We start from the raw sequence: 22,856 nt of genomic DNA on the forward strand, positions 1-22,856 counted from the left end.
ACAGAAAGCGCATTTCAAAGCTGCCGTAAAGCACTTTCACTGCTGCTGGCTGATTTATTTGAGCCGTGCCGGAAGCCCGGGCGCTAGATCAGCTCACCTCAAGCTGCTTCAGCATTCCGCCGTAGTAATTGCCCATCATGGAAATGATGCGGTAGGCCACATAAAGCACGACGATGCCGTAGCCGATCTTTGGCAGCCATTGGGCGGCGCGCTGCACGGCGTCGCCAGCCTCGATGGTCTCCGCGGCGGCCCAGCGGTTCATTTCGTGGTCGAGGGTGCCGGTTTCCTCCGCCGTGGCCGTTCCATGCACAAACACCAGCGGAAAACCATGCACATCCGCCATCGCTCCGGCGATGGTTTCGCCCGCGGCGATGCGGCGCGCAGCGTCCTCTGATGCGTGCCGCAGCAAGCCGCTGTGCGAGGCCGCGCCGGCGAGCCGCATGCACTCCGTCATGCGCATGGAGGCCAGCAGGCAGGCATGGAAGACCTGCGCAAAGCGTGCCAGCGCCCAATGCCTGCGCACGCTGCCGATGAGCGGAATGCGTCCCAGCCATGTGTCCACCGCCGCCGAGACTGCTCCGAGCCGCGACAGCCAGCGCCAGAGAAGAAACGTGCTCAGCAGAATCAACCACAGGATGGCCAGCGGCATCAGCATGCCGCGCAGCGACCACGGCTCGCCCTGCATGGATGCCGTCACCATCGCGGGCAGTTCCGGCAGCACGATGCCGAGGTGTGCGAGCACGAGGGGATAAATCACCGCGCCCAAGGCCTGCCTCATCGCCATGTCCCAGGCCTCAAAATAGCGCGCCAGATGCCGGAAACCATCGGTCAACCGTCCGCTGCGCTCGCCCGCGTCGATCAGCGCCAGTTCCAGCGTGCCGGTGAAGGACTCGCAATGCTTCGTGAGTGACTCGGTGATGTTTTTGCCCTCGCTGAGGCCGCGTTGCAGGCCCAGCAACCAGGTGCGCCGGGCATGCGAGGGGCTTTGGTTGAGGAGCAGTTGGATCGAGCGGTCGAGATGAAAATCCGCGCCCACCAGCTTGGCCAGTTCGCGGTAAAGGAGCGCTTTTTCGGACAGTTTCATCGTCTGTTGAAAAATAAGCCCGCGCAGGCAATCGCGGCCAGCTTAAACTTCGTGCTTCTCACCGCCGGGGCAGCGTCTATCATCAGCATCCCCCGCATGCCGCCGCCTCATGACAAGAACGAAACACCCGACCAACGCTGGATGCATCTCGCGCTCGACCAGGCGCAGCGCGGCGTCGGCCTGACGAGTCCGAATCCGCCCGTGGGCGCGGTCATCGTCGCTCAGGGAAAGGTCATCGGGCAGGGCTTTCATCGCAAGGCAGGCGGGCCGCATGCCGAGGTGGAGGCGATCCGTGTCGCGCAGCAAGCGAATGCGAAACTGCTGCCCGGCTCAACGATTTTCGTGACACTGGAGCCCTGCTGCACGCACGGCCGCACGCCGCCCTGCACGGAGGCGATCAAGGCCGCAGGCATCAAACGTGTCGTCTTCGGCGCGCATGATCCGAACCCGAAGCATGCGGGTCGTTGTCGCGACATCTTCCTGCTTGCCGGCATCGAAGTCACCGCTGGTGTTCTGGAGTCTGAATGCAGGGCGATGATCCGCCCGTTCACAAAGTGGATCGCCACAGGCATTCCTTATGTGATCGCGAAGGCGGGCCAGAGCCTGGATGGCCGCCTCACCCGTCCGGCGGGTGAAAGCCAGTGGATCACCAGCGACGCGGCGCGCTCGCATGGCCGCAGGCTGCGCATGCGTGTGGATGCCATCATCGTCGGTGCTGAAACCGTGCGGAAAGACAATCCGCAGCTCACCTTGCGCGATGGCAGGGGTGCAAGCGGCAAAATTCAGCCCTGGCGTGTGGTTTTGACCCGTAGTGGAGACATTCCTCCGCGTTCGCATCTGCTCACGGACGAGTTCAAGGATCGCACGCTCATCATGCACGGCAAGGATCTGCCGGATGTGCTCAAGGAACTCGGGAAAAGCGGCGTGCTCTCGGTTCTCATCGAAGGCGGCGGCATCATCCTCGGCCAGGCATTCCGCGAGCGTCTCGTCGATGAGGTTTACTGGTACATCGCGCCGCGTTTGTGCGGCGGCGGCCGCCCTTCGCTCGCCGGCCCGGCGCTGCCGCAGTCCATCGAGCTCGACAAGGTAACCGTCCGTCCCATGGGTGACAACGTCCTGATGCACGGTTTCCCCGTGTGGCCGGATCAACCCCCGACGAAACCATGAGTGCCGCGAGCCGCCCTGCCTTGTTCTTTGATCGCGATGGTGTCGTCAATGTCTCGCCTGGCGAGGGCTATGTGCTTCGCTGGGAGGATTTTCATTTAGCGTCGGGGATCATCGAGGCGCTCGCGCTTTGCAAAGCACGCGGCTACGCCACGGTCCTCGTCACCAGCCAGCAGGGTGTGGGCAAAGGACTCATGACGAGGGATCAGCTCAATGACATCCATGCGCGCATGCAGGAGGAACTGGGCCGCCACGCCGCCGCCTTCGATGGCGTCTATGCCTGCACCCATCTCTCCGGCACCTGCACGTGCCGCAAGCCGAGCCCCGAGATGATTTTCCGCGCGCAAAAGGACCACGAGATCGATCTCACGCGAAGCTGGCTCGTCGGCGACCATGACCGCGACATCCAGATGGCCATCAACGCCGGCGTGCCGCGGACCGTCCGCATTTTAAGCCACCACGAGCCGAAAGTGGCGGCGGAGTTCACGCTGGAAGACACCACGCGTCTCGCGGCTTTGTTGGAAACAAAACTTCCGTCCGTTTAGCGCTTCGCCATCGCCGTTTCGAGAGCCTTGCGATAATTCACCACGGCGTCGCCGATGGCGGCGGAAACCTGTTGGCGGTAGGTGTCGGAGGCGACGAGCAGGCATTCCTGGGCGTTGGTGACAAAGCCGCCCTCAAAGAGGATGCCGGGACGTTTGCAGCCGGTAAGCACGCTCCATTGCGCGCGCTTGATGCCACGATCGACGAACTTGAAGCGGCTGATGACACTGGCATGCACGGCGGTGGCGAGCGCGATGTTCGCGGAGTCCTGTTTGTTGCCGGTAACGCCGTTCACGTTGTAGCCGCCGCCGCGCGGGATGGTGGCCGCCGCGCTTTGCGGCGTGAGCGCCCATGTTTCGATGCCGGACGCCGCGGAGCCTCCGGAATTGAAATGAAAGCTCAGGAAGATGCTTTTCGGCGTCTGGTTGGCGATGGCCACGCGTCCTCCGAGAGTGAGGAAGGTGTCCGTGCTACGCGTGTAAACCACCTTGAAGCCGCGTGCCTTGCAGGCCGCTCCAACCGCCATCGCCATCTTCAGCGCAAAGTCTTTCTCATAGCCGTAAATGCCTCGAGCGCCGGCATCGTGGCCGCCGTGGCCCGCGTCAATGACCACGGTGTCGAAGTACTCGGCGTTCTGGATGTGGCTGGGATAGAGCACCGGATCGATGAGCTTGCACAGGTCGAGGCGCGAGAAGAGCACCTTGCCGTTGTAAGACTGCACCGGGAAGCTGAGAATGAACTTGATGTTGTTGATCAGCATCTCCTGCGAGCCGACCTGCGCTTTCAGGATGAGCTTGGACGAGCCGAGCCAGAAGTGGTTTCCCTGCAGCCGGAAGGTGGTGAAGCCATAGACCGGGTTGTAAAAATTCCGGATGCTTTCTGCGGTCACGTAATCGCGTCCGCCGATCTTCACGATTTCCCAGCCGTCCTTGGAAGGAAGCACGCTGACGGCCTCGGACGAGGATGGCTTGTCATCGCTGTCTTCTTTGAACTCGCCCTTCATCGGCCCCTCATTGTCCTTCGCCACGGACTTCGTCACATCCTGGATGGATTCGGTTTTCGGCTGCGGTTTGGGCGTTTCTTTTTTCGCCGTTGTTTTGGAGGACGTGGAAGTCGCAGGCTTGTTAAGCTCGACCTTCTTCTTCGATCCGCCGGTCGTGGTGATGATCACACGGGGCGGTCTGCCGGTCTCGATGGCCGGGGCTGGCTTGGCTGGCTCCGGTTTAGACTTGGTGGCCGGAACCGGCTTTGGCGCTGGTTTTGGGTCGCTTGCAGGCGCTGGCGCTTCACTACTACCGCCTCCGAAGATCTTCTTGAAGAATCCAGGCTTGCCATCTTCTGCGCGGACGCCACCCGGCGTGGCGATGCTCAGCGCGAGCACGGACACGAAGGCTGCGGTCAAAAAGGGTTTAAAGTGCGATCCGGTAATCATGACGGGAGTGACGGCGGAAATCGGGAAAAGACGGCTTTTTATAGTCCGGGTCCGGCTCCGGCGCAAACGTTCTGACAGCCCCGGGACTTTCCCGTCCTTGATTCTCCGGGGGATTTGGCACAAGGAGCGCTGACACACCCGATTTATGGCTAAAAAACCCGTTGTTCTCATCATCCGCGACGGCTGGGGCATCAACCCCGGCGGCAAAGCTCAAGCTCAAGCCAATGGCGATGCCACGCTGCTCGCGAAGACGCCTTTCCATGATCATCTTTATGCCACGTATCCTCGCGGCACCGTCAGCGCCAGCGGCGAGGACGTGGGCCTGCCCGAAGGCCAGATGGGCAACAGCGAAGTGGGCCACCTGAACCTCGGAGCGGGCCGCATCGTCTATCAGGACCTCACCCGCATCAACAAGAGCATCCGCGATGGCGAGCTGGCGAAGATGCCCGTGCTCGTCGAGGCCTTTGAAAAGGCCAAAGGCAAGCGCCTGCACTTCCTCGGCCTCATCAGCGATGGCGGCGTGCATTCGCATCAGGATCATCTCGCCGCTTTGTGCAATGCCGCGAAGGCGGCAGGCGTCACCGATTTGATGGTCCATGCCATCACCGATGGCCGTGACACCTCGCCGACCGGCGGCGCGGCCTACATGGCGAAGCTGGAGGCCGATTTGAAGCCGAGCGGCGCTCAAATCGCCACCGTGATCGGTCGCTACTACGCCATGGACCGCGACAAGCGCTGGGAGCGCAACAAACTCGCCTGGGATGCCATCGTGCTCGGTCGCGGCGAAGTGCGCAGCGATGCGCCGAGCGCCGCCGTGAAGGCCGCGTATCCGAGCGATCCGCGTGGCGATGAATTCATGCAGCCGATGATTTTTTCCAATGCCAACGAGCAGCGCATCCGCGATGGCGATGTCATCCTCTGGTTCAATTTCCGCGCGGACCGTGCCCGCCAGCTCAGCGATGCGTTCTTGAAGGCCGACTTCGCCGGGTTCGACCGCGAAGTGACGCCGAAGACCGGCTACTACACATTCACCGAGTATGACGCGACTTACGTCGATCTCGGCGCTCGCGTGATTTTCGGCACCGAGAGCCTCAGCAACAACCTCGGGCAGACCATCGCCGCCGCCGGCCTCACACAGCTCCGTGCCGCTGAGACGGAAAAATACCCGCACGTGACCTTCTTCTTCAACAGTGGCGTCGAGGAGCCAAATCCCGGCGAAGACCGTTATTTGGCCATTTCGCCCAAAGAAGTGCCTACCTACGACAAAAAGCCGCAGATGAGCGCCCCAGACCTCACCTTTGAGGTGCTGCGTCGTTTGGAAAAGTATGACGCCGTCATCATGAACTACGCCAACCCCGACATGGTCGGCCACACCGGCGTCGTGGAGGCCGGCGTGCATGCCTGCGAGACCATCGACCTCGGCGTGCGCATGATCGTGGAAAAGGTGCTCGAACTCGGCGGCAAGCTCTTCATCACCGCCGACCACGGCAATTGCGAGCAAATGCGCAACGCCGACGGCTCCCCGCACACCGCCCACACCACGAACCTCGTCCACGGCATCTACGTCGCCGCCGATTCAGCGAACTACACCGTCCGCAACGGCATCCTCGCCGACATCGCGCCCACGCTGCTCGACATGCTCGGAGTGAAGCAACCGGCGGAGATGACGGGGAAGAGCTTGCTGCTCAAAAAGTGATCAAGTTCCTCTTCCTCTGCTCCCGCAACCATTGGCGCAGCCCGACGGCGGAGGCGGTGTATCAAAACGATCCGCGAGTGGAGGTGCGCAGTGCCGGGTTGAGTGCCTCGGCACGGCGGCGGGTGTCGGAGAAGCTGCTGCGCTGGGCGGATCTCGTGCTGGTGATGGAGGCTGCGCACAAAAAGAAGCTGCGGGAGGATTTCCCGCAGGTGATTCACGACCTGCGCATCGAGGTGCTCGACATCCCCGATGACTACGAGTTCATGGACCCCGCACTCGTCGAGCTGATCAAGACCAGCGTGGAGCCGCTGCTGGCCTGAATTCACGCTTTGCGCAGCGGAACGAGCTGCCACAGGCCGACCACATGCTCCCAGCGGCGGATGCTGGTGTCGATGAGGAAAAGGAGCAGCAGGAGCACGAGCAACGAAGGCCACAGTTCCTCGTGCTGGATGGCCTTGGTGGTTTCGAGATTGGGAAGCCGCGTTGCATCAGCAAGATAATCACCACCGGTGATCTTTGTGGCTTGCTGGAGCAACGATTCATTCACCGTACCGAGGCTGGCTTCAGACGATGGGTTGTGAACGAGGCCGGTGGTCACCATCTCCGCGCCAGACTGTGCGCGGATGAGATAAATGCCCGCCTGCGTCGGCTGGAAGCTGCTTTCATACGTTCCGGGCGCGGACTGGCGCAGCGTGAGCTTCTGCACCGGCTTCATCGCCGCGCCGAGCGCATCGGCGGCCACGTGAAACACCTCGGCTTCAACAACGGCGTTGTTCGCGCGCGTGCCGGCATCGGAAAGGAGATCGACGCCGATCCGCGCATCGTCGCCTTCCATTCGCGTGGAAAGATCCATCAGTCGTCCCTGCGGAGCGCGGGCGGTTTCACGCAGCACCTGCGACCAGAAGCGGCCGTAATCCTTCCAACGCGCGATCCAAAGCGAGGCCCAGCGGCTTTTCGCGTCGGAGGTGAACGCGGTGGCCTTGCCAAGACCGAAACGCCAGTGCGCGAGCAGCGGATCGCCTGTTTCGGTGACGAGCGGCACCTGCGCGGAGGTACGGCGCGTCGTTTTCACATAGCCGAGCAGGGTGGGGGAGTCCCATTTCTCGAATCCTGCGAGGATCGGCTGCTTCTCTTTCAACTCCGGCATGAACGGGTCCTCGCGGATCATGCGGCCCGTGTGCATAAGCGTGTCCTGCGTGAAGATGCGCGTGATGCCGCTGGCATCGAGCGTCGAGTAGCTCTGTCCGCCGCCGCTGGAGGCAATCGCCTGCAACAGCGCCACATGCGAGCCCTCACCGATCGCCACCGTGGAGATCGTCATGCCTTCACCGCGGCACTGGGAGGCGAGTTGCTCGTAACCTGCGCCTGCCGTCTGACCGTCGGTGAGGATGATCATGTGCTTCACGCGCGCCTTCGTGCGCAGCAGTGCCTCGCGGGCGAGTTGAAACGCAGGCTGCAAATTGGTGCCGCCTCCGGAGGCCACGGCAGCGATCTGTCCCGACACGGCGTTCGTGGAAGTGAGCCGCGTCATCGGTGCGACGACGTGTGCATCCGAATCAAAGGCCCACACGCCGAGCGAATCGTTGTGCCCCAGCACTTCCGCCGTCGCAATCGCCGCGCTCTTCGCCATTTCGAGCTTTTCCCCGGCCATTGAGCCGGAGCGGTCCATCACGATGGCGACAGCGGCGCTCTGCTTTTCCTCTTCATCCGGTGCTTTGAGCCGCACCGGCAGCACTTCCTCGATCGGAGTGCGATAGTATCCGCCGACACCGAACGATCCAGGACCGCCGAGCATGATCAAACCGCCCCCCAGTTTATCGACGTAATCACGCAGCGCGTTCATGAGCGGATCGCCGAGTTGATGCGCGGGAACATCGGAAAGAATGACGCCGTCATAGCCGCTGAGCTGCTCGAAGGTGATCGCGAGGTTGCCCGGCTGGCGCAAATCGAGCTCGATGCCCTCTTTTTCCATCGCCTGTGTGAGGTAGCGTGCCTCGCTGGCGTCGGATTCGATGTAGAGCAGCCGCAAACGTCCGCGCACATCGACAATCGCGAGCGCACTGTCGTTGCCGGGCAAGGTGTCGCCTTGGATGCCTTCCAGGACGGCGCGATACTGGAACGTATTCCGAGTCGAAGGTGTGCGCGTGAAGGTGACTTCCTGCGTCGCGCCCGATTTGAGCGTCACAGGCCTCTTTTCCACCTCGATGCCGTTTTCGTAGAGCTTCAGCGTGCCGCTGCCTTCGAGGGTGCTCTCAAACACGGCCTTCAGGCTCAGGCTCGCGCCTTCAAACAAGCGTGTGCGGTTTGGCGTGAGCGCGATCAGACGCGCATCTGGTCGGCGAGGCCCGGAAACCGGCAGCGCATGCAGCTTGATGCCGGAAACGGCAGCTTCGCGTGCGGCGGCGAGCAAACTGCCGCGTGTCTCATGTCCGTCGCCGATGACGAGGATGTTGCGGCTTACGCCGGGAGGAAACATCGCCTCCGCATACTCAATGGCGGCAGCGTAATGGCTGTCGCTCCCGTTTTTCTTCTGCCATTCGGCCTGCATCGCGGGGGTGCTCGCTTCGGGCAGCAGTTCCGGCTGCGCGCCGAGCTGCACGACAAATGAATCAATCCCGCTGCCGAGCGCGGCGCGCACACGGGCGGTTTCAGCGAGAGATTTCGTCAAACCTTCCGCGCCCATGCTCTGGCTGGCATCCACGACGATACCGAGCGCCTTGCGTCCTGTTTGACTCACGCGTGCCGGTCCCGCCAGCGCGGCGATGGCGAGCATCACCCCAAGCGCCCGCGTGACCAGCAGCAACCGCTTCCGCAAGCCCGACATCGGATGCGTGGAGCGTGATTCTATCCACAGCAGCAGCGCAACGGCCGGCAGGATGAGCAGGAGGAGTTTTGGTGATTCCCAGTCCAAGAGGTGCGTGGAGTTCGGTGGCGGGCCCTATTTAGAGCGCGCTGCGCAGCGCCGCCAGCAGCTTCTCGACGTCTTCCATCGTGTTGTAGCCGTGGAGGGCGATGCGGATGCGGCCGACCTGGTGCATGACGTGGATGTTTTGCGCCAGCAGCGCCTCGTTGATCTTCGTCGTGTTTTCGTGACGGAAGGCGACGATTCCACTCGGGTTGTCCGGCTGCGCTGAGCACAGCGGAGCGATGCCAAGCTCTCTCAAGCCTTCATGCACACGAGCAACCAGCGGATCGGCATGCGCGGCGATTTTGGCGACACCAATCTGATCAAGGTAACGCAGCGAGGCGTTCAGCGCATACAGCGCGGCGAAACTGGGCATGCCGACGGAAAAACTCAACGCGCCGGGTTTGATGCGGGCGTTTTCGAAACGGTCGGCGTCGAACGCATTCGAGAGGTGATACCATCCGCCGGCCTTCGTGGTGAGACGTGCGGCGGATTTCTGGGGAATGCCGATGACGCCGCCGCCGTGGATGCCGAGCGTCCATTTGTGCGTGCTTGAGATGAGGATGTCCGCGTCCTGGCAGTCGAGCACGACACGGCCGAGCGCCTGCGTGACATCGACGGCGAGCACGGCGTTCGGCGCGAGCAGGCGCACCATGTCGCGCAGCTTCGCGTAGGGGATGCGGTGGCCGTTGTAGAAGCTCACCAGGCTGACCTGAACGAGTTTGGTGCGCTCATTCAGTAGCGAGGCGAGATCGACGAGGTTCAGCGCTCCATCGCGGCTTCTCCATAGCCGCGAGACAGGCCGCGAATGCTCCGGCGCGGTGAGCCATGGCGTGGCGCCGGCGGGGAAATCGAGATCCGTGACGACGACCTCGTGCTGCGGCTTCAGATCGAGCGCGTTGGCGAGCAGGTTATAGGCTTCCGAACTGCACGAGCAGAATGAAACTTCATCCGTGTTGAGTCCGAGATGCTTCGCGGTGATTTCGCGGCATTCTTCGACACGTGGGAAGTGGAAATCGCGTCCGCGCATGCCGAAAGACTTGTGCTGCATGTATTCGGCCACCGCTTCATTCACGCACAGCGGCGGAATGCTCTCCGCGGCGGTGTTGAGGTAATGGATTCCCTTGAGGCTGGGAAAATCGGCGGCGCGGGAGGAGTCGGTGAGCATGGCGTGAGGAGTGGCGACGATTCGTCGCCAAAGCAAGACGGGAAAGGCGACGCGTCATCGCCACTCCATAAGCACCCGACGCTACTCGGCTTTCAACTCCGGCGCGTTCTCCGGTAGTTTGATCGTCGGATCGCCGCCGAGATAGCCGAGGGAGATGAGGAACTCGTCCATCTTCTTCGCCGTCACCTGAATCCACGGCGCCTTGTTGAAGAAGCCATGCGGCATGTCCGCCGCGGCCCACATTTCGGCTCGCAGGCCGAGTTCGCGGGCTTTCTTCACGTATTCGTCGCCGCCAAGCTTGAGCTTGTCGGCGGTGCCGAAGAACAAGATCGCTGGTGGTGTGTCCTTGCTGACAAAACTGTTCGGTGTGATGGCCTCGGCCATGTCGAGCGTGATCGGGCTGTCGCCGGTGTCGCGCTGCTTGAAGAGCGTGGCGATGTTCATCGCCGGATTGAAGAGCACCATCGCGTTCGGCTTTGCCGAGATGTTTTTGTCGTCGGATTCGGCGTCGTAGGCAGACACGAGGGCCGTGCAGGCGGCAAGATGTCCGCCTGCGGAACCACCGGCGGCAATCACCTTGCTGGGATCAATGCCCAACTCGGTGGAATGCCCGCGCACCCAGCGAATCGCACTTTTGGCATCCTCGACACACTTATCCGGTGTCGTTTTGTGGATGCTCGCGATGCGGTAGTCGGCGCTGATGGCGATGATGCCGCGACTGGCGAGGTATTCGGCCTGCGGGACGAATTGCAGGTAGGAACCGCTCTTCCAGCCGCCGCCGAAGAAGAACACGATGCAAGGGCGAAGCGCCGTGATCTGGACTTCGCCCGCCGGCGAGAAGACGTGGAGCTTCAACTCGCCCTGCGGCGTGGTTTTATAGACGATCTCCTTGGTCGCGACCTCTTCGGTGGTCAGTTTGATGGTGGGCTTGGTTTTGCCGGCTTTTTGAGCAACTGAGGGCAGCGACAGGGCGAGGAGCAGCAGAAGGATGAGGCGCATGGTTGCGGGTGAAACGACGGAGAGGCGCGGATGTTGCGGTTTTGGAGCGGCGGCGATAGGTAGCCCAAAAAAAAATAGTAAGTCGACGAATAGTCTCCCCACCAAAGATTGTATGGCGACGAATCGTCGCCACTCCTCACTTCAGCGTCATGAGCCACGCCACGAGATCGGCCAGGCCTTGCGGGCCGATGGCGGCAGCGAGGCCGGGGGGCATGAGGGAGTCCTTCATTTCCTCCTTTTTGGCGATGTTGGTCTTCTTGATGGCCTGCGTGGCACCGCCGGCCATTTTGAGCGTTAGTTCGGCGTCGGTCTCGCTCACGACGTAGCCGAGGACCTGCTGATTTTCCTTCGTGGTGACGGTGAGGCCAACGAAGCTGTGCTCGATGGCGGCGCTGGGGTAGAGGATGGCGGTGAAGAGGCCGTCCTGGCTGAGTTTGTTGCCGATTTGGCTGAGGTCGGGGCCGAAGTTGATGAACTGGCCTTTGACCTGATGACAGGCCACGCAACCGGCCTGCATGAACATCGCCTGACCTTTGGTGGCATCGCCTTTGAGCTTCATGAGATCGGCGAGCGGTGGGAATTTCTCAGCACCGAGCGCGGCGGGCAGGGGGAGTTCGGTGGCGGCTTGATTGCGCAGTCCGGCATCGGTGCTGCGGCTGAGGGCGAGCGCGGCGGTGGTCTTGACGGTGTCGGGCAGTTTTTTCTCGCTCTGCCATTTCAGGAGGGCGCGTCCGCCTTCGCTGCTGAGCGCGAGTGCCTCGACGATGCTGCGGCGCACGTCATCGCGTTTCTCGGGCCAGAAGGCTTGGTTCAAAACGGCCACGCTGGGCCGGTCGCTGACCTTGCCGAGCGCGGCGACGAGTTTCTTCGCCGAGGCGGCATCCGCCTTCGTGAGGAAGGCCACGGTCTTGCCGACATTCGCGGCGAGAATGCGTGCGGCGTTGATGGATTCGCCCGCATCGGGATGCGCGGTGATGTAATCGACGAGTTCCTGCTCAAACCCGGTCAAATTCAGCCGCTGCACGAGATCGATGAACTCCGGTTTGCCGATGACGGGCTTCAGCAGCGCATCCAGCCGCGCCTTAGCCTCGGGATTGGAGGTGATGACGTTGCGGTCGAGCAATGCCGTAGAGGCGAGGGCCGTTTCGGCATCGGCTTTGAGGAAGATGGTCAAAGCGGCGGCGGAGACTTCGGCGGGGTATTTGTGGGAGAGGAGTTGGAGGGAGCGGAGTGGATTGAGGTACGGAGGAAATTGGTTCGTATTGGCTGAAATGATCCGGCCTAGCATTTCAGCGGTGAGACGGCTCCGACTGCGCCAGAGCAGAGAAAAGTTTGGCTGCATTTCCGTTGTGGCCCTCTTGTTCCAATCCTGGTCGGCAGCAATGCCAAGCGCTTCAATAAGCCAGGGGTCTTCGATTTCGGTTTCAACGAGGGAGGCCCAAATTTTTGAGGCAGCCAGATCTAGATCAAACCGCAGCGCGATCGCCGCTTCACGACGGACCGCAGGCGAAGCATCCTTCGCGACCTTCGCGATCACCTCACGCAGCATCTCAGGATGCGCTTGCTGCACCAGACGACGAGCGACGCGGATGGCGGTGATGCGGATGTTGGGATCGGTGTCGGTGAGGGCTTTGGTGAGGCACTCGGGCAGCGTGAGGTCGTGCGGGTTGGGTTTGTCGGCACCGGGATTGATGCGCTCCCATTCATGCGCGGCAAGCAGCCACAAGGCACGGGCGCGATGCCGGGGGACGGATTTAGTATCGTGGAAGAGCTTGTGAAGCTCGGGCTCGGCTTCGGAGCCGAGTTCTTCGAGCTTCTTCCACGCGAGATACCGCGCTTCTTCATTCGGTGACTTCAAAGCCGCCACCGCGCCTTCGACAGTGTCCAATTTAAAACTTGGAACCTGAAACTTCTCCGCAGCCTTCGTCGTCACGCGGAACAACCGTCCACGCGTCACATCGCCCATGCCATGTCCGCCGACGCCGGGGTCATACCAGTCAGCGACGATCAAACTGCCATCAGGGGCGACGGCGACATCGCTGGGGCGGAACCAGCGGTTCTTCGTGCCTTCGAGAATGTTGACGATCTCGGCTTTGTAGCCTGCGCCGTCGGGTTGGGTGACGTAGGCGCGGACGACGTTCGGGCCGGCATCGCAGTGGAGGGGCTGGCCGTGGAAGATGCTGGGGAGGAGGTCGCCTTCATAGACTTGCATGCCGGTGGGGCTGCCTGCGCCAGTCATGAGCATGTTCGGGACGACGCCGGGGTCGTTTTGATGCCAGTGACGCTGCGGGATTTCGCTTTCCCAACCGATGCGCGGCGTCTGCCAGCCTGCGCCGGTCATTTCGTCGGAGTAGCCGTAGTTGCCGAACTCCATGACGTAGTTGATGCGCACGCCTTTGTTGCCGTCGTCGTCGTTGTCGGACTGCCACATCGTGCCGAAGCTATCGACGGCGACTTCCCAGTTGTTGCGGAAGTTCCAGGCGAGCACCTCGACCTTGCTGCCATCGAGTTCGCAGCGGAAGACCATGCCTTGCTGATACGGGCGGTTGTTTTGGTTGGTGCATTTGATGCCGTGGATGTCGGTGATGAGGTTGCCTTTGGCATCGCAGAGCTGTTTGCCAGCGTTGCCGAAATTGAAGTAGAGGCGGCCATCGGGGCCGAAGTGGAAGGCGTGGATGCCGTGGTCGTGCTGCGCACCGCCGATCTTCGTGAACATGAGCTCTTTGCGGTCGGCTTTGTCGTCGCCGTTGTCGTCGATGAGCCAGAAAACGTCGTCGCCGCAGGAGATGAGCGCTTTGTTGCCGAGCACGCAGATGCCGTGGGCGCTGTCCACATCGCGGCCCTGGTGGAAGACGGTGGATTTGTCGGCCTTCGCGTCGCCATCGGTGTCTTCGAGGATGAGGATGCGGTCGCCCTCGGCGCGTTCGCCATTGTGCTTGCGGTAGTTCACGACCTCGCAGACCCACACGCGGCCACGATGGTCGATGTCGATGCTGGAAGGCGACGCCATCATCGGCTCGCTGGCAAAGAGCTGCACGGTGAGCTCGGGATGCACGTCGAGCTGCTCGGTGGAGTCCGCAGGCTCGTGCGAGGCTCCCGCGACGGCGCTGGCTTGCAGCGGGCCGGGATTCTCCGTGTAAACGCGGAACTCGACGCTGGTGCCGCCCTGCTTCGTCCCGCCTTCATCGAGAGCACCGCGGGCTTTGAAGCGCTTCGTGCCCGCAGGCAGGTTGAAAGCGATGACGCTGTTCGCATGCGTGCCGAGGCCGTATTCGATGGTTTTGCCGGCGCTGCGCAGGGTCTGCCCTTCGCAGTTCGAATTCACCCGCACGCTGCCCCATCCGGACTGCGCGGCTTTCCACTCGACCTCGGTGAGTTTTTTCTCGCTGCCATCGGCGAGGATGAGCCGCGGTTCCGCCCAGTCCGCCCAATCGGCGGCGAAGCCGTTTCCGGCATCGGTGACGACAAGGAAGAGCTCCTTGGCACCTTCGAGCGACACGTCGATGTCCACACTGTGGTTCGGCGTGTCCTTGGTGATGACCTTGGATTGGAAGAGAGGCTTCGGCGCGGCGAGGACGAGTGTGGGGAGCAGGAGGAGGCTGAGGGATAGGCGCATGGTGCGCCTATGGGAGTGCGGACGAACGTGTCCGCCACTGATTTTTGCGGACGAGGGCGTCCGCGCTCCTATTCCACGTCCTCACCGAGGAAATTCGCGAGGTGTTTGCGCAGGTCATTGCGGGCACGGAAGAGGAGGCTCTTCAAGGCGGGAAGCGACATCTTCAAAATACCGCAAATCTCCTCGTAGGGCAGGTCTTTGCGGCCGCGGAGGATGACAGCCATGCGCTGCTTCTCCGGCAGCGCGGCGATGGCCCGGTCGAGCGCGTCGTGAAACTCGGCCTTGGCGAGGTTTTCATCCGCGCCAGGCACGCTGTGGTCGGCGTAGTGCTTTGGCGGATCGTCCTCGTTCTCCTGCTCGATGCTGACCTCCTTGCGGCGGGAGCGGCGGCGGGTCTCGTTGAAGACGAGGTTGCGCGTGATGGTGTAGAGCCAGGTGGTGAACTTCGCGGTGGGCTCGTAGCGCGGCGCGCTGCGCCAGACGCGGATGAAAACCTGCTGTGCGATGTCGTGGGCGTCGTCCACGTTGTTCAACATGCGGGCACAGGTGCCGATGATGGCGTTCTGATGCAGCTCGACGAGGCGCTCGAAGGCTTTCACGTCTCCTTCCTTCACGCGGAGCATGAGGCGCACGCTTTCCTGGTCGGACGACTCATCCACCACCTCCGCGGCGGCGGATGTGGGATGGGTTGGGGCGATCCGTTCCGGTTCAGGCATTCGAAAGGCGGGGAAGGGTGCCGCCATGCTAGCGGTGAACATGAGCGCTGTAAACACAGGCGGCGCGGAATGGTTTCACGCGAATGTTTGACGCACGATGCGCCGCCGCTAGCATCTTCGTCGATGAACGATCAAACCTGGGACACAACCTTCCGCCAACTTTTCGAACGCTGCGCCAAACTGCACAGCGCGGGCGACACACGCGCCGAAAAGTGGTTCACGGAGGCGGACAAAGCCTTCCTGACATCGATCGGCCACACGACGCAGGAGTTTTTCGACTTCGTGGACGATCACTGTCGCTATGGAGCTGAAGGGCCAACGCTTGAGACGGCGCTGCTGGTGGCGGCGGTGAGGCGCGATTACTTCAAGGTGGTGATGGGCGGCAAGTTCAGCAGCAAAACCGTGCCGCCGTCCGAACTGCCGCCCAAACCTGCGATGGTGGACGGCATTCCGTGGCTGCCCCGGCTGATCGTGAAAGCCCGTGCGAAACTGAAAGGCGAGATGGACCCGGACACGATGTTCGGCTGCGGCGGGGACCGCGCCTTCTTCCGCGAGCACAAGATTCACCCTGCGGATTTTCTGCGCGTGACTTGGGCGGCGGGCGACGATGACCGGAAGATCATCGACTTCGTGAAAACAGGGAGGATGTGAAGTGCGACGGACACTCTTGTCCGTCGATCAGGGGTTCCGAAAACTCCCTCGGTGTTTGAATCGTTCACCGGCTCACGAGCCGACGGACAAGAGTGTCCGTCGTGCTTTTCATTTCTTCGGCTCGACGCCGCCTTCCTTGGCGACTTCGTCCTTTTTCTTCTGCACAGCCTCGGAGCTGACTTCGAGGAGCTTGGGAGCCTCGCCGCCTTTGGGGACGAATTTCAGCGCGACGCCGTTGATGCAGAAGCGGCGGTCGGTGGGCGTCTTGAAGCCTTCACCCTCGAAGACGTGGCCGAGGTGCGCGTCGCAGCGTTTGCAGACGGTTTCGATGCGGCGCATGCCGTGGCTGTTGTCAGGCTTTTCGAGGACGTTCTTGGCCTTCGAGGAGTCGTAGAAGGAGGGCCAGCCGCAGCCGGAGTGAAACTTCGTGCTGGAGGTGAAGAGCTCCGCGCCGCAACACACGCAGTAGTAGGTGCCCTCGCCCTGTTTTTCGAATTCCTCGTAGATCTGGCCGAAGGGACGCTCGGTGCCGCGTTGACGCGTCACCTCGAATTGTTCAATGGTGAGCAGCTTCTTCCAGTCATCCTCAGATTTCACGACTTCGGGCTTGGGCATGGTTTTGGGATCGGTTTTGGGTTTGTCCTCGGCTTTTACGATGCAGAAGGCGGCGGCGAGGGCGGAAAGGAGGGCGAGGCGGAGTTTCATGGCGTTGGGGACTGCTGATACGTGGGAGGAGCGGGGAAGATTGCGTATTCCCGCAAAAGCGCCGGGTCAATCCTCGTCCTCACGCGCCATCTGGCCGATGTTCCAGAGCAGCATGCGGAAGCCGGCGTCCGGGTGACGGTCGGCGGCATTGGCCTGGCGGCGGAAGGAGGCGAGCAACTCCTGGCGCTCGGCGGTGGTGAATGATCCGCCGCGCAGCACGCCCTGGTCCGGCATGTCCTTCCACGAGTCGGAGACCCACTCCCAGACGTTGCCGGAGAGATCATGCAAACCGCGACCATCCGGACGGAATGAGGCGACGGGCGACGCTCCCGCGATTCCGTCGGTGTAGGACGGGATGGATTTTTTGCCGGATTTGTCGGCTGTGAGGTCGAGGTAGTTGCCAGACCGGGCCGGTGGAGGCCAGATGAAGCCCCAGGGGTAGATGCCTTCGATTTTGAGGCTGCGTTCGGCGGGAGTTTTGCCCACTTCGCGGGAAAGGTAGGCGGCCATGCTCCATTCGTCGTCGGTGGGCAGACGGTATTCCTGGTCGGGTTCGAGCAGGCCCTGGGCGCGCTCACGATCGGTGAGCCAGCGGCAGAACTGCTCGGCTTCGGAACGGTTCACCATGGTGACAGGCAGCTCGGGCTCGGAATCGAGCACGCGGCCGTCGATGGGCGGTAGATTCATGGCCTTGGCGAACTCGGCGAAGTCCTTGCGCCGTGTTTCCGTGCTGGCGAGCATGGCCTTGCCGAGCGGAACAAATTTGATGCCGAGGCTGTTCTGCCACGGCTTGCCGAACACGACGGAACCAGTGGCCTTCAGGCGCAGATTGAAGCTGACACTCTGACCTTCTTTGAGCTTTCCGGTGGCGGCCTCGGGTTTGTAGCCGGGCAGGCGCACTTCGTAATTGAAGGCATCGGCGCGCACCTTGGGCAGCGCCAGAGGGGTGCGGCCTAGGAGGCGTTCGCCGTCAAAGACCTCCGCGCCCGCAGGCGTGCTGGCGATGTTCAGGCTGCCGAATTTCACACCGATGATCTCGCAGCGGATGGCGTTGTGGCCCGGCTTGGACTTGGAGGTGCCGGGCGGGCGCGGAATGTTCGCCGGACGCCAGACATACTCGTGATCAGCGTCGAGCCGGCCGGTCTGCCGCTCCGTGGCGGTCATCCAGGCGCAGAAAGCGTCGGCTTCCAGCGCAGGAATCACCGCGGCATACATCACGGTCTTGTCCGGCAGTGTGAAAGGCGTCACCTCATATTCGGCGGCACGATAGGTTGCTTCGAGGAAGTTGCGGAAGAGCAGCGCGTCAAGCGGCAGGTCCGCGATGTGGCGGTCCTCTTTGAAGGTGAACCATTGCCTGAGCCGGTTCTGCCACGGTTTGCCGAGGGTGGGCAGCTGCGGACGCGCCGGTAGGACCGGAGGCGGCTTTATGGGCACAGGGATTTCGTAGGCCCATTCACGTTGGTGTTTCGCCATCACGAGGCCGCTGGCGGCGACGAAGGAGCCCAGTACGGTGAAAATCGCCGCGCGGCTGAAGCGGCGAACAAAGCTCTCCGGCTTCTTGTCGCCGACATGCTGCAAGGCCTCGGCAAAATCCGACGCGTTGGCGAAACGGCGGTCGAGATCGCATTCGCAGGCCTGGCAGATGACACGGTTCAAATCGATCCAGAACGGCCACTCCTCATCGGAGAGATTGTCAGGCACCTCGGGGAACTCCATGCGGTCCTTCCCGCTGCTCATTTCATAAAGCACCTTGCCGAGGCTGTAGATGTCCGCCTGCGGCGTGCCGGGGCCTTCCGGTGGCACGAAGCCTTCGGTGCCGACGAAGGTGCGCTCACCAAACGCGGCGACAAGGCCGATGTCCGCCAGCTTGCACACGCCGCCGACGAAAATGATGTTCGACGGCTTGATGTCACGGTGGGTGAGGCCGTGGTTGTGCATGTAGTGCAGCGCGTCGGCCATGTACACCCCCGCGTCGCGGCAGAAGAAGGGATCGAGGCGCCCGTGACGTTTCATGTCCGTGCCGAGCGTGCGCGGGACATAGGTCTGCACATTCGAGATGTTCGCGCCCTCCTCGGCGTCGTCCGCCAGCTCCATCACGCAGTAGTAAAAGCCGCGCTGCTCGTTCCAGCCGACGTGCAAAATGTGCACGAGGCACGGATGGCCTCGGGAGATTGGCTCGAACTGCTGGATGCCCTGGAACTCGCGGTGAAACGTGCGCGTGAGCTCGAAATCTTCCCGCCAGACGATTTTCACCGCCCGCAGCGCCCCGGTCACGCTCTGCGCCAGCCAGACCTCGCCGTAGGCACCGGAACCGATGCGCTTGATGAGCGTGTAGTCGGGAATGACGATGTCATCGCGATGCGAAGGCGGGCCGTTTTTCTGCCGCTTTTTGGGTTTCTCCGTCGGTGGGGCGATGGGTGGCGCGGGCAACTCCACGCTGAGGGATTCGGCGGATTCCTCATCCGACACCGAATCCTGCTCCACGGCAGACGCGACGTCCTCCTCGTCCGCGATCTTGGACGGTGGTGGCGGGGTGGAGGGATCGCTCATGAGGCTGGCGTGGAGGACTGCATGCACGGGACCTGCCCGGCATCGGGCGGATCAAGCGCCCGGAAATCTCCCACTAAAGCATCGTATTCTCAAGCCCCTGCACTTCTTTCTTCACCAGCGCGCCGACCCGGTGCTTGGCCAGGTAAACCTGCGCCGCATTGATGCCGAGGGCTTCGGAGGTCTTCTTCACGCCCCAGCCTTTCATGACATAACAGTCGAAAATCTGGAACTGACGAGGGGAAACCTTCGCCTTCACCCTTTCGAGCGCTGCGGCGGTGATGTTGTCGCGCCACTCGCGGTCCCAGATTTTCTCCAGCATGTTGTCCTTGTCCTGGGAGAGGCGGTCCACGATCTGCGAACTCGTGTCCTCGCTGTCCGCATTGCCCTGGTCGGCCAGGGAAGGCTGGCGTTTGCGGGCGCGGAAGACATCGAGAATGCGCCAGCGCGTCATTTGCAGCAGCCAGGCCTTGAACGAGCCGGCGCGCGGATCGTACTGTCCCTTCTGCACCTGGCGGGCGATGGCGATGATCGTCTCCTGGATGACATCAAAGGCCTCCTCACGGGTCAGACCGGCCTTCGTGGCCACGGAGAAGATGAGCCTCCAGTAAGTCTGGTAGAACTCGTTCCATGTCTTCTGGTCTTCCCAGTTGTTCAAACGCTCGATCAGGCTTTTGCGGGTCTTCTCCCACAAGCCTTTCTCTTTTTTTACTTCTTCCGGGACCTGAATCTCGGGTTCTGGAGCGTCCTTGCTCATGGGGCGCTGATTGTCAGCGTTTAAGTGACGCTGTCAAACCTTTGAAGCCCTCGTGACACGCTGAATTTTGGCGATAGAGAAATGCGTTTTGCGGCGGGGGACGGCTTCAGGCATGCATCAGTGCCGCGGCGCGATGATCAGTTCGTTCCATTGCCGGGCTTGTTCACTTCGGCATCATGGTCTGGATGGCCGGTGCGTGCGTTGACGACTCACATCCTTACTATTACAATACACCGATGCCGACTTACAACACCAAGGCCAAAGTTTCCCCGGATCACGAGCTTGAAGTGCGCCTGCCGACCGAACTTGCCGAGGGCGAGTACAGCGTGGTAATCCAAGTAAACCGTCAGTTGCGTCCCCGCGCACAGCGTGTGCCGCTGACCTTTGGCTCGCTGCATCTGGGCGCGCTGAGGGAGAAAACCTTCCGCCGGGAGGAGATCTATGGCGACGACGGCCGGTGAGGCCATCTTCGTGGACACCAACGTGGTCGTCCATGCGCGCAATGCCGACTCGCCCGACCACGAAGCCGCCGTGAACCGGTTGTCGGCCCTGGAACAGGCCGGGGCCGAGCTTTGGATCAGCCGTCAGGTGCTGCGCGAGTTTGCTGTCATCGTGTCGAAGCAGATGATGGCCCGGGATGCCTATGATGCTGAGTTGCTGGCCCAGGAGATCGACCAGCTTGAACGAGAGTACCTCGTTGCTGATGAAGATGCCGATGTGACCCGGCAATGGAAAGAACTGATCAAGACGCAACAGGTGAAGGGCAAGCCTGTCCACGATGCCAACATCGTCGCGACCATGCTCGCCTTTGGCGTGCGCCGGCTGCTGACGCAAAATGTGGCGGACTTTCGCCGCTACGAGCCGCAGATCGAGATCATGCCGCTGTGAGGTTGATGCTTCTGGCAGTGCAGAAGGCGACACCGTCTCGATGCCTTGTTTCATGTCTGTGGTCACCTCAAACGCGAGCCGTTTCACCCTGCGAAGGCATTGGGATCGAACTTTGGTTTATAAACGTGGTGATGACCGCTCACTGATCTGGTATTTGCGCCCTGCTGGTCCTGGACGCTTTGAAGGCATAGGTGCCGCAGGCGGCATCAAAGGTCGGTCCGTGATAATGACTCGCCGGTAGATGCAGGCACGGCGCATTGTCGTTCGAGCGGTTGATCACCAGCGTTGATGGAGCGTTCATGGCATGAATGAATTCATTTCATCGCCCAGCCAGATGGACAAAGCATCGCAGGTTGCGATCAGGGAGCGTCAGGCTAGTCTGGCAGCCCTGCGTCAGCTTTGTGGCGTAGTCCCTGCTTCAAAACCATGCCCGAACTGGAAAACCCCTTCCAAGAAACCCTGCTCTCACGTCATCGTGCGGAGCCTTGCACCGTGGTCATCTTTGGCGCCACCGGCGACCTGACGAACCGCAAGCTCATTCCCGCCTTTTATAACATCGCCGCCGCCGGCGACCTGCCGCCCCAGTTCAAGGTTGTCGGCTTTGCGCGTCGTGAAAAGACCGACGAGGTCTTCCGCGCCGAATTGGAGGCCGGAAACCGCAAAAACAGCCGTCAGGGCCACAATGACGAGCTGTGGGCCAGCTTCGCGCAGTGCATCCACTACCACCGCAGCGAGTTCGAAGACCCGGCGGGTTATGTGAAGCTCAAGCTCCTGCTCGATGCCTTCGACAAGGAACGCGGCACGCCCGCCAACCGCCTGTTCTACCTCGCCTCCGCGCCCGAGGCCTTCAAACCGATCCTGGAGATGATCCGCGCCGCCGGACTCAACGAAGGTGTGGGTGGCAAATGGGCGCGTGTCGTTTGCGAAAAACCCTTTGGCAAGGATCTGGCCACCGCGCGCGGCTTGAATGCCGTCGTGGCCGAAACCTTCGAGGAAAAGGACACCTACCGCATCGACCACTATCTCGGCAAGGAGACCGCGCAGAACATCATGGTGCTGCGTTTCGCGAACGCGATCTTCGAGCCGAACTGGAACAGCCGCTACATCGACCACGTCCAGATCACCTGCGCCGAGAATCTCGGCATGGAGGGTGGCCGCGGCGGCTACTACGACACCGCCGGTGCGCTGCGTGACATGGTGCAAAACCACCTCTTCCAGCTCCTCACCCTGGTGGCAATGGAGCCACCGACCGATCTCAGCGCCGACAGCGTGCGCGATGAGAAAGTGAAGGTCATCCGTGCGCTGCGTCCGCTCATCGGACCCGAGGCCGTCGGCAAAAACGTCATCCGCGCGCAATACACCGCCGGCAGCGTCGATGGCGTGGCCCGCGTTGGCTACCGGCAGGAGGATCGAGTGAATCCCGAGTCGAAGACCGAGCCTTACGTCGCCCTGCGGCTCTTCATCGACACCTGGCGCTGGCAGGGCGTGCCGTTTTACATCCGCGTGGGCAAGCAACTGCCGAAAAAGGCCACCGAGATCAGCGTGCATTTCAAAAAACCGCCGCAGGTGCCCTTCGCGACAAGCAACCTCATCAAAAACAGCGAGAACACCCTCGTTATCCGCATCCAGCCAGACGAGGGCATCGCCCTGCGCATTCTGTGTAAGCGGCCCGGCCAGGCCATGAACATGCAGCAGGTGAAGATGGACTTCCGCTACAGCAGCAGCTTCGGCAAGGCCAGCCCCGAGGCCTACGAGCGCCTCCTGCTCGACGCCATGGCTGGCGACGCCACGCTCTTTGCACGCCGTGACGAGGTCGAGAACGCGTGGAAGTTCATCGACGAGATCGAGCACGCCTGGCACAAGTCCGCCACGCCCCCGCCCATGCACGAATACCCCGCCGGCAGTTGGGGCCCCAAGGAAGCCGACGACCTGCTCCGCGCCGACGGCCGCGAATGGCGCCTGCTTTAATTTTTTGCGAGCGAAAC

19 protein-coding genes are annotated in these 22,856 nt (G+C 61.9%); 8 read left to right on the top strand and 11 right to left on the bottom strand.

The window, feature by feature from the left end; all coding sequences use genetic code 11:
• Positions 1–88 precede the first annotated feature (88 nt).
• Positions 89–1,084 carry a type II secretion system F family protein gene (locus ACILSE_RS06485; RefSeq protein WP_395716553.1) on the bottom strand — a complete coding sequence of 332 codons (996 nt, stop codon included), beginning with the start codon at positions 1,082–1,084 and terminating at the stop codon, positions 89–91.
• A gap of 96 nt (positions 1,085–1,180) precedes the next feature.
• Between ACILSE_RS06485 and ribD the strand changes: the two genes are divergently transcribed.
• Together ribD and ACILSE_RS06495 are read left to right on the top strand one after the other, a co-directional pair.
• Positions 1,181–2,251 (top strand): bifunctional diaminohydroxyphosphoribosylaminopyrimidine deaminase/5-amino-6-(5-phosphoribosylamino)uracil reductase RibD, encoded by a 1,071-nt coding sequence (gene ribD, locus ACILSE_RS06490; RefSeq protein WP_395716554.1) that lies wholly within the window; start codon positions 1,181–1,183, stop codon positions 2,249–2,251.
• Positions 2,248–2,793 carry a D-glycero-alpha-D-manno-heptose-1,7-bisphosphate 7-phosphatase gene (locus ACILSE_RS06495; RefSeq protein ID WP_395716555.1) on the top strand — a complete coding sequence of 182 codons (546 nt, stop codon included), beginning with the start codon at positions 2,248–2,250 and terminating at the stop codon, positions 2,791–2,793. Before ribD ends, ACILSE_RS06495 begins: the two co-directional genes overlap by 4 nt.
• On the opposite strand, the gene ACILSE_RS06500 is transcribed toward ACILSE_RS06495, so the two are convergent.
• Positions 2,790–4,223 carry an N-acetylmuramoyl-L-alanine amidase gene (locus ACILSE_RS06500; RefSeq protein WP_395716556.1) on the bottom strand — a complete coding sequence of 478 codons (1,434 nt, stop codon included), beginning with the start codon at positions 4,221–4,223 and terminating at the stop codon, positions 2,790–2,792. The genes ACILSE_RS06495 and ACILSE_RS06500 overlap by 4 nt on opposite strands.
• Positions 4,224–4,368: 145 nt before the next feature.
• On the opposite strand from ACILSE_RS06500, the gene gpmI reads away from it, so the two are divergent.
• Positions 4,369–5,919 carry a 2,3-bisphosphoglycerate-independent phosphoglycerate mutase gene (gpmI, locus tag ACILSE_RS06505; RefSeq protein WP_395716557.1) on the top strand — a complete coding sequence of 517 codons (1,551 nt, stop codon included), beginning with the start codon at positions 4,369–4,371 and terminating at the stop codon, positions 5,917–5,919.
• A complete protein-coding gene (locus ACILSE_RS06510; protein WP_395716558.1) occupies positions 5,916–6,239 on the top strand; it encodes a low molecular weight protein tyrosine phosphatase family protein in 324 nt (107 codons plus the stop codon). The genes gpmI and ACILSE_RS06510 overlap by 4 nt, the downstream gene beginning before the upstream one ends.
• 2 nt (positions 6,240–6,241) lie before the next feature.
• Here ACILSE_RS06510 and ACILSE_RS06515 read toward each other — a convergent pair whose 3' ends face one another.
• The 5 genes from ACILSE_RS06515 to ACILSE_RS06535 all read right to left on the bottom strand — a co-directional run bounded on the left by ACILSE_RS06515 (position 6,242) and on the right by ACILSE_RS06535 (position 15,323).
• Positions 6,242–8,830 carry a VWA domain-containing protein gene (locus ACILSE_RS06515; RefSeq protein WP_395716559.1) on the bottom strand — a complete coding sequence of 863 codons (2,589 nt, stop codon included), beginning with the start codon at positions 8,828–8,830 and terminating at the stop codon, positions 6,242–6,244.
• Positions 8,831–8,861: 31 nt separating this feature from the next.
• Positions 8,862–9,992 carry an aminotransferase class V-fold PLP-dependent enzyme gene (locus tag ACILSE_RS06520; RefSeq protein WP_395716560.1) on the bottom strand — a complete coding sequence of 377 codons (1,131 nt, stop codon included), beginning with the start codon at positions 9,990–9,992 and terminating at the stop codon, positions 8,862–8,864.
• Positions 9,993–10,073: 81 nt separating this feature from the next.
• Positions 10,074–10,991: an alpha/beta hydrolase gene (locus ACILSE_RS06525; RefSeq protein ID WP_395716561.1), complete on the bottom strand. Its 918-nt coding sequence runs from the start codon at positions 10,989–10,991 to the stop codon at positions 10,074–10,076.
• Positions 10,992–11,127: 136 nt separating this feature from the next.
• Positions 11,128–14,607 (bottom strand): PVC-type heme-binding CxxCH protein, encoded by a 3,480-nt coding sequence (locus ACILSE_RS06530; protein WP_395716562.1) that lies wholly within the window; start codon positions 14,605–14,607, stop codon positions 11,128–11,130.
• Between the two features lie 68 nt (positions 14,608–14,675).
• Positions 14,676–15,323 (bottom strand): RNA polymerase sigma factor, encoded by a 648-nt coding sequence (locus ACILSE_RS06535; RefSeq protein ID WP_395716563.1) that lies wholly within the window; start codon positions 15,321–15,323, stop codon positions 14,676–14,678.
• A gap of 123 nt (positions 15,324–15,446) precedes the next feature.
• Between ACILSE_RS06535 and ACILSE_RS06540 the strand changes: the two genes are divergently transcribed.
• The gene (locus ACILSE_RS06540; RefSeq protein ID WP_395716564.1) at positions 15,447–15,974 is read left to right on the top strand and encodes a hypothetical protein; all 528 of its coding nucleotides are present in this window, start codon (positions 15,447–15,449) and stop codon (positions 15,972–15,974) included.
• A gap of 108 nt (positions 15,975–16,082) precedes the next feature.
• Here the strand turns inward: ACILSE_RS06540 and msrB are convergent, their stop codons facing one another.
• From msrB to ACILSE_RS06555, 3 genes are all read right to left on the bottom strand, one after another.
• Entirely contained in the window at positions 16,083–16,679 is a 597-nt protein-coding gene (gene msrB, locus ACILSE_RS06545) for a peptide-methionine (R)-S-oxide reductase MsrB (RefSeq protein WP_395716565.1), read from the bottom strand.
• A gap of 66 nt (positions 16,680–16,745) precedes the next feature.
• Positions 16,746–19,229, bottom strand: a complete 2,484-nt coding sequence (locus tag ACILSE_RS06550) for a protein kinase domain-containing protein (protein WP_395716566.1) — start codon at positions 19,227–19,229, stop codon at positions 16,746–16,748.
• 73 nt (positions 19,230–19,302) lie between these two features.
• Entirely contained in the window at positions 19,303–19,983 is a 681-nt protein-coding gene (locus tag ACILSE_RS06555; protein WP_395716567.1) for an RNA polymerase sigma factor, read from the bottom strand.
• Positions 19,984–20,219: 236 nt separating this feature from the next.
• Here ACILSE_RS06555 and ACILSE_RS06560 point away from each other — a divergent pair, with 236 nt between their 5' ends.
• Positions 20,220–20,444 carry a hypothetical protein gene (locus tag ACILSE_RS06560; RefSeq protein WP_395716568.1) on the top strand — a complete coding sequence of 75 codons (225 nt, stop codon included), beginning with the start codon at positions 20,220–20,222 and terminating at the stop codon, positions 20,442–20,444.
• The gene (locus tag ACILSE_RS06565) at positions 20,425–20,871 is read left to right on the top strand and encodes a type II toxin-antitoxin system VapC family toxin (protein WP_395716569.1); all 447 of its coding nucleotides are present in this window, start codon (positions 20,425–20,427) and stop codon (positions 20,869–20,871) included. The genes ACILSE_RS06560 and ACILSE_RS06565 overlap by 20 nt, the downstream gene beginning before the upstream one ends.
• A gap of 139 nt (positions 20,872–21,010) precedes the next feature.
• Here the strand turns inward: ACILSE_RS06565 and ACILSE_RS06570 are convergent, their stop codons facing one another.
• A complete protein-coding gene (locus tag ACILSE_RS06570) occupies positions 21,011–21,172 on the bottom strand; it encodes a hypothetical protein (protein ID WP_395716570.1) in 162 nt (53 codons plus the stop codon).
• A gap of 125 nt (positions 21,173–21,297) precedes the next feature.
• Between ACILSE_RS06570 and zwf the strand changes: the two genes are divergently transcribed.
• Positions 21,298–22,839: a glucose-6-phosphate dehydrogenase gene (gene zwf, locus ACILSE_RS06575; RefSeq protein ID WP_395716571.1), complete on the top strand. Its 1,542-nt coding sequence runs from the start codon at positions 21,298–21,300 to the stop codon at positions 22,837–22,839.
• The last annotated feature ends 17 nt before the right edge of the window (positions 22,840–22,856 follow it).

The organism is Prosthecobacter sp., from assembly GCF_044236155.1.
Taxonomy (GTDB): domain Bacteria; phylum Verrucomicrobiota; class Verrucomicrobiia; order Verrucomicrobiales; family Verrucomicrobiaceae; genus Prosthecobacter.